Genomic DNA, 5743 nt, shown 5'->3' on the forward strand with positions numbered 1-5743 from the left:
CAGATGCAGATTCATCTCCGCGCCCATGGCACGTTCGATGACCGCCTTGTTGAACGCCAGCATCAGATCCTGTACCTCGGCTGGCGTCATGGGGCCTTTGACCAGTTCGTCCAGCAGGGCCTTGGGCAGCTCAGGCAGCGGCCCTCGGGCCGCCGCCTGAGCTGCGACCGTACGTTTCTTCTTCATCGGCATATCCATGGCTTTTACCTCTCATGATATGCCTCACCCACAAAATCCCGGACAGGTCCCCCTGCTACGGCGATTTTCACTGCGACCCTAACTGCAATAGCCACGTTATTACAGCTCGGTCAGTTGAAATCCTCATCATGCGGAGGGAATTTGCTTACAACGAGGCTCTCTGCGAGACAAAAGCGCAACACAAGGTCATATGGCTCGGGCTGGCGAACGAGCTAGACAAACACATAGCTTCGTTGAGAGGTCCAAGATGACTGACGGTCGCCCTGCTGAACTGTCCAGGCACCTAGAAGCTGCCTCGGAGAAAAATGATAAACTCATCGTTGACGCCTTGGCTCAGCTACAGGACCCGGCTACTCGCGGCAAGCGCAAGGCGACAGTCGCCGTCATATGCCAGATAACGGGTCTGTCCAGAAATACCGTGCGCAGCAGGACATGGGCGCTGGACAAACTCAAGGCTATCAAGCTGAGTCTGAAAGCTGGCGAAGCGACGCAAGCCGCTACTCAGTCGTCCAGCGAGTCCTCCGAGCCAACGCCTCGTATGCTGAGAGAGCGAATCAAGTCCATCCTTGGGCAGAATGCCCTGTTGTACGAGGAAATCTTGTCTCTCCGTAAAATCGTTGCAAGCAGGGACGAGACCATACGGGACCTCAAGGCCACAAAGGTAGTCTCATTCCTCCCACCCCGTGGGCGGGCCACCGAATAATCGGATGTCGATATGAAGCAATACCTCGAACTCCTCGAAGATATCCTGGAGAACGGTGTCGTCAAGGGTGACCGTACGGGCACCGGCACAAAGTCCGTTTTCGGACGGATGTTCCGTCACAACCTGTCAAAGGGATTTCCGCTTCTGACGACGAAGAAGCTGCACTTCAAGAGCATCGCCAACGAACTTATCTGGTTCCTCAGCGGCGACACGAACGTTAGGTGGCTCAACGAGAACGGCGTCACCATCTGGAACGAATGGGCCACCGAAGACAACGAACTCGGTCCGGTCTACGGCAAGCAGTGGACCGCTTGGCCGACTAAGGATGGCCGGACCATCAACCAGATTGACTACGTCGTCGAGACGCTTAAGCACAATCCGAACAGCCGACGCATTCTGTTCCATGGCTGGAACCCGGAATATCTGCCGGACGAAAAGGTCAGCCCACAGGAGAATGCAAAGCAAGGCCGCATGGCGCTTCCGCCGTGCCACTTGCTGTACCAGTTCTATGTCGCGGAAGGCAAGCTCTCCTCTCTGCTGTATATCCGCAGCTCTGACAGCTTCCTCGGACTGCCCTACAACATCGCGTCGCTGGCATTGCTAACGCACATGCTCGCTCAGCAATGCGACCTCGTACCGCACGAGATTGTCGTGAGCCTCGGTGACCTGCATGCGTATTCCAACCACATGGAGCAGATTCACACGCAGTTGCAACGGGATGTCCGTGAATTGCCGAAGCTGGTCATCAACCGCAAGCCTGACTCAATTTACGACTATCGCTTTGAAGACTTCGAGGTCGTAGGCTACAACCCGCATCCGAACATTTCGGCTCCGATAGCGGTTTGAACAAGTGCTGATTGGTTGCGAGGGGGAACTCCGTCTCCCTCGCCGCCACAGATAGTCCGGCGAAGAACTACAACCGCGCTGGCGCTGCCTCCCCAACCTGACGGACCGTTTCCGGCCTCTCACAGGACTGCCTTCCTCTCCCCCGTCTGTCGCATCCGCCTGCTGGCCGATGTCGGCGTCATTCTCCTTCTGCAGTAACACCCACCAGCTCCACTGGGTCCACGCCAAGGCCAAAGGCGAGGCGCTGCACATTGTCGAGCGTTATGTTCACAGTCGCACGCTCAACTTGGCTCACGTATGTGCGATGGAATCCACATCGAGCGCTAAGCGACTCCTGAGAGACTCCTCTCTCCGTCCGCAGCCTACGGACGTGCTCGGCCAGCCGGCGCCGGAGATATGGGTCGATGTTTTTAATTTCAGTCTCGGTCATGCCCGCGAGGTTCGCGCAACATCACCTTTTCGTCTACCTCACAAACATCTACTGTGTATACATCTACTGTACATCCATATACCGCTTAACCATCTACCGTGTAAACATATACAATGCAAGCCATCGCAGCACTTGGCCATGAACGCAGTGCACGTCGCGAATCAATGGCGGCAGGACCGGCCTTCGGCCTGAACCAACACGGGAGATAGATTTGACGGAAGTTGAATTGGCGCCAGGCGACCAGCGCATCGTTGAGCACGCGTCGAGCGCGCGGCCGCGACCAATCGTGTCAGCTGAACAGAGTGCACTGTTCGCTCGATACCCCCTATTCTTCCGAGCGGTCGCTGCTCCCGACGTACATCCCTCTAACATAGGCAACTTCGGCATTCAGTGCGGAGCTGGCTGGTATCCGCTCATTGGGGAAGCTGCGGCGCTGATTGAGCATGAGCTTCGCGAAATGTCCCGGAATCAACTTGTGCAGTGGGACAACATCGCAGCACTCGAACACGCGGTGCTAATGGACAAAACGGATAGCGCGTATCCTGTTCTGCCGCTTTGCACGGACATCCTGATGGTCAACGGCACCTTGATGATTGTGATTGTGCGAGGATTTGTATCGAACCCTGAGGCATGGCAGCGCGTGATTGACATCGTTCTTGCGACTAAAGAGAAGTCACGCTCAGTGTGCGAGAGCTGTGGCGCCCCGGGCAAGATGCGTCCGCGCTATTGGCGCCATGTGTACTGTGAAGAATGCATCGCGCCAATTGGACCACTTGACGCAGAAGACCATTGACTGCCGTCGGACGGCTCGCGTGACGGAAGTGACCGCCCTCGTACCTCTGATACATCGTATGCAAAACCCTCAATCGACCGAAGTGCCGGACGACTTCCCTCGCGACTGCTCAACAGGTGTCGTCCCGGGCGCTCAACCAAAACTTTGCGTTCGTGAGTCCGGCGGCAAATATGTTAGCGGGCAGACAGACCGCGAACGCGAGGAACGCTGGTGCATTTGCGAGGACTTAGCGCACCAGCTTGTTCCGAAGGCGCGGAAAGACGCTACGGCTCACCCCGCACACGACGTGGATAACACCCTCGAGCGCGTACGCGCTGCTGTCGCGCGCAAGGGCTGGGTATCAGCTGACGAACTGAACTGGCTTATGTCTCGTCTGCGCTCGCTGCTGGATTGGTAGCCGCGGATGGGATGAGTGCACCTTTCTCAACATTCGCTCGCCACGATGTATCCTTTGCCGTCAACACCGAATCCGCCATTGAGTCCTCTGGCCATTGACCTCCGCGCTTTGGCCCGTCTCATTCGCGAACGCCGGCGCGAATGTGAACTCGACCTGCTCGACGCAGCCGCATACAGCGACGTCGACGTCGCAGAACTGAGCCGCATGGAGGACGGACAATCCACGAGCACAGAAGCCTTGTTCAAGGTCCTTCGGGGATTCGGCCTCGAGATGCTTGTCATGCGGCGTGATGAAGCCAGTGACGCTCTCTCGGCCGTCGGACATTCCGTAAATTGGTATGACGTGATGCAACAACGCGTTCCGACGCGGACGCACCCAGTGCAACCTGCGCCACGGCACTTGGTACTGGATAACACCACGCCCACACTGTTCGTTGATTTCGATGGAACGCTGCACGTCGGCAATGCTTACATTGACGACGCCGGCGAGATAACGCTCGACACGGGGCGCCCGCTGCTTGAATTCGCCCCTCTGCTTGTCGAACTGCTCGCGCCCTACCCGGAGGTGGAAATCGTGCTCACAACATCGTGGGCGCGCCGCTTGCCGCAGGAGCGCGTCATTGCCTACCTGCCGCCGGAACTGCGACCGCGCGTGGTAGGCACGACCAGCAGCATCAAGCCACGGCGCAGCTACGTCCTGGACGGCACCGAGCGCACCGACGTCATCCGGAGCTATGCGTATGGCAAGCGGCTAAAGCACTGGCTCGCAATCGACGACGCAGTGTTCGGCGCCGAGCAATTCGAGCGCGAACCGGGGGAGCTTGTAGACCACTTCCTCCTACTGGACTCGACCAAGGGAATCGGTGACAGCTCCGCACGCGCACGAATAGAGAAGTGGCTCGTCGACGTACATGCCCAACACAATAGCTGAACCCTTTCCCTACGCCTCACAGGGCTGCGTCCGTCAAAGATTGCGAGCTACCTTTGGAACATTATCGTCGCCTCTGCGACTGGCTCCTCCAGTTTGCATCATCGCAGGAGAATATCGACCGCTTAGAGGTCCGCCTCACGTGGGTATCGGTTGCGCTCGGTGCAGTCACGATTGCCCCCTTTCTCGTTGTTTTCTTCACTGGCATGTAGGCGGGACAACGACCTCACTCAGCCACAAAACGATTCGTTAGCATTCTGAAACGCACTCAATGACTACACCGTACGAGCGAACGATGGCCGTGCTTCAGACCCGCGACCTCCTCAAGGCGCTCGTTTGCGCTACGGACTCGATAGCGCATACCGACGTCCGCACAGAGGCGTTGCGCTTGCTCCAACACTACCCGGAAGATGTAGACATCAGCATTTCTGCGGCCGTCCTTCCGAAAGTATGGAAGTCAGTGCGGAAATGACGGCATGAGCACCGCGCCCGGACCGTCTGAACCGACTGGCGACAAACGGCAAAAATGTTCCCGTTATCGGCCTTTTCGGCCTGAACGGGCAACATCTTGCCGGTCGTCGCAGATGCCAGTCGAAGTAAACCGAGCAGGATATTAGAGCCACCCAATCCGCCGATGCGAATACGAACACCAGATGAGATAGCGGCTGAAGTCGGGCAGAATTTGAAGACGCATCGAATACACAAGAACCTCGACCAAGCCACAGTCGCGGCACGCGCGGGCATCAGCGTGCGCTCGTTGCGCAATCTTGAAAACGGCGACGGCTCATCACTGCACACGCTTATCTTGGTCCTTCGCGTGCTGGGGCGTGAAACATGGTTCGACACCATTGCGCCGGTGCCGACCATCAATCCAATCATGATGACGCGTAAGGCTGTACCAAGACAGCGAGCGAGCAAACCGCGGCGGAAAGATGTCGGATAAGCCGCATGGCTTCCTATTCTTCGGCCTTCTCGTCGAGATGCTTGAGTGCGTATTCGAACACCACAAGCGTGCGATTCATCTCCTGAATAATCTTCCAGGTCGCGAAGTTCATCAGATAGAACGCTGGGACAACCACCACCAGCACCCTGACGAACATTTCAGAATGCGACCAGAGCGTTGTCGCCACGCCCACGAATGCAGCGATAGCCGGAAAGAACCCAACCTTGTCGAGCGCTCCCGCTACCATTGCGCCCCTCCTGTCACTGACCGGCATATTCGAGCCATTCCGGGATCGGCGTAATCGAGCCACCGGATGTTCGCCGCAATCGAGCCAGTGCATGATCGGCGCAATCGGGCCACTCGATGATCGGCGTATTGGAGCCACCTCGGGATCGGCGTAATCGAGCCACGTAGCGGGCTCAGTGTTGTGTCAGGCGCCGGCCCGAAACGCATTTCGAATTTCCGCAACCCGGTACCTTCGGACTTTTTGCCCGGAGGGCCGATGA

The 5743-nt window shown here is 57.5% G+C and carries 7 protein-coding genes and 1 pseudogene; 5 read left to right on the forward strand and 3 right to left on the reverse strand.

Going from position 1 to position 5743, the window contains the following annotated elements; translation table 11 throughout:
* Positions 1–198: pseudogene (locus M3I56_RS40090) on the reverse strand (IS256 family transposase); the annotation flags it as partial.
* 715 nt (positions 199–913) lie between these two features.
* On the opposite strand from M3I56_RS40090, the gene M3I56_RS40095 reads away from it, so the two are divergent.
* Positions 914–1747, forward strand: coding sequence for a thymidylate synthase (locus tag M3I56_RS40095; RefSeq protein WP_254358567.1), 834 nt, complete (start codon positions 914–916; stop codon positions 1745–1747).
* A gap of 178 nt (positions 1748–1925) precedes the next feature.
* Here the strand turns inward: M3I56_RS40095 and M3I56_RS40100 are convergent, their stop codons facing one another.
* Complete coding sequence (locus M3I56_RS40100) at positions 1926–2177, reverse strand: helix-turn-helix domain-containing protein (RefSeq protein ID WP_254358568.1); 252 nt, start codon at positions 2175–2177, stop codon at positions 1926–1928.
* A 211-nt stretch (positions 2178–2388) separates the two neighbouring features.
* Between M3I56_RS40100 and M3I56_RS40105 the strand changes: the two genes are divergently transcribed.
* The 4 genes from M3I56_RS40105 to M3I56_RS40115 all read left to right on the forward strand — a co-directional run bounded on the left by M3I56_RS40105 (position 2389) and on the right by M3I56_RS40115 (position 5237).
* Positions 2389–2970, forward strand: coding sequence for a hypothetical protein (locus M3I56_RS40105; protein WP_254358569.1), 582 nt, complete (start codon positions 2389–2391; stop codon positions 2968–2970).
* Between the two features lie 412 nt (positions 2971–3382).
* Entirely contained in the window at positions 3383–4297 is a 915-nt protein-coding gene (locus tag M3I56_RS40110; RefSeq protein WP_254358570.1) for an HAD domain-containing protein, read from the forward strand.
* Between the two features lie 268 nt (positions 4298–4565).
* Positions 4566–4766 (forward strand): BPSL0761 family protein, encoded by a 201-nt coding sequence (locus M3I56_RS41285; RefSeq protein WP_302057206.1) that lies wholly within the window; start codon positions 4566–4568, stop codon positions 4764–4766.
* 96 nt (positions 4767–4862) lie between these two features.
* Positions 4863–5237 carry a helix-turn-helix domain-containing protein gene (locus M3I56_RS40115; protein WP_254358571.1) on the forward strand — a complete coding sequence of 125 codons (375 nt, stop codon included), beginning with the start codon at positions 4863–4865 and terminating at the stop codon, positions 5235–5237.
* 13 nt (positions 5238–5250) lie between these two features.
* On the opposite strand, the gene M3I56_RS40120 is transcribed toward M3I56_RS40115, so the two are convergent.
* The gene (locus tag M3I56_RS40120) at positions 5251–5484 is read right to left on the reverse strand and encodes a hypothetical protein (RefSeq protein ID WP_254358572.1); all 234 of its coding nucleotides are present in this window, start codon (positions 5482–5484) and stop codon (positions 5251–5253) included.
* Positions 5485–5743 lie beyond the last annotated feature (259 nt).

The sequence above is a fragment of the Paraburkholderia sp. CNPSo 3281 genome, from assembly GCF_024206515.1.
In the GTDB taxonomy this organism is placed as follows: Bacteria; Pseudomonadota; Gammaproteobacteria; order Burkholderiales; family Burkholderiaceae; genus Paraburkholderia; species Paraburkholderia nodosa.

Bases quoted from the DNA above. Each gene is read 5' to 3' on its own strand.
- M3I56_RS41285 (WP_302057206.1), top strand. From the start codon at position 4,566: ATGACTACACCGTACGAGCGAACGATGGCCGTGCTTCAGACCCGCGAC.
- M3I56_RS40100 (WP_254358568.1), bottom strand. From the start codon at position 2,177: ATGACCGAGACTGAAATTAAAAACATCGACCCATATCTCCGGCGCCGG.
- M3I56_RS40095 (WP_254358567.1), top strand. From the start codon at position 914: ATGAAGCAATACCTCGAACTCCTCGAAGATATCCTGGAGAACGGTGTC.
- M3I56_RS40120 (WP_254358572.1), bottom strand. From the start codon at position 5,484: ATGGTAGCGGGAGCGCTCGACAAGGTTGGGTTCTTTCCGGCTATCGCT.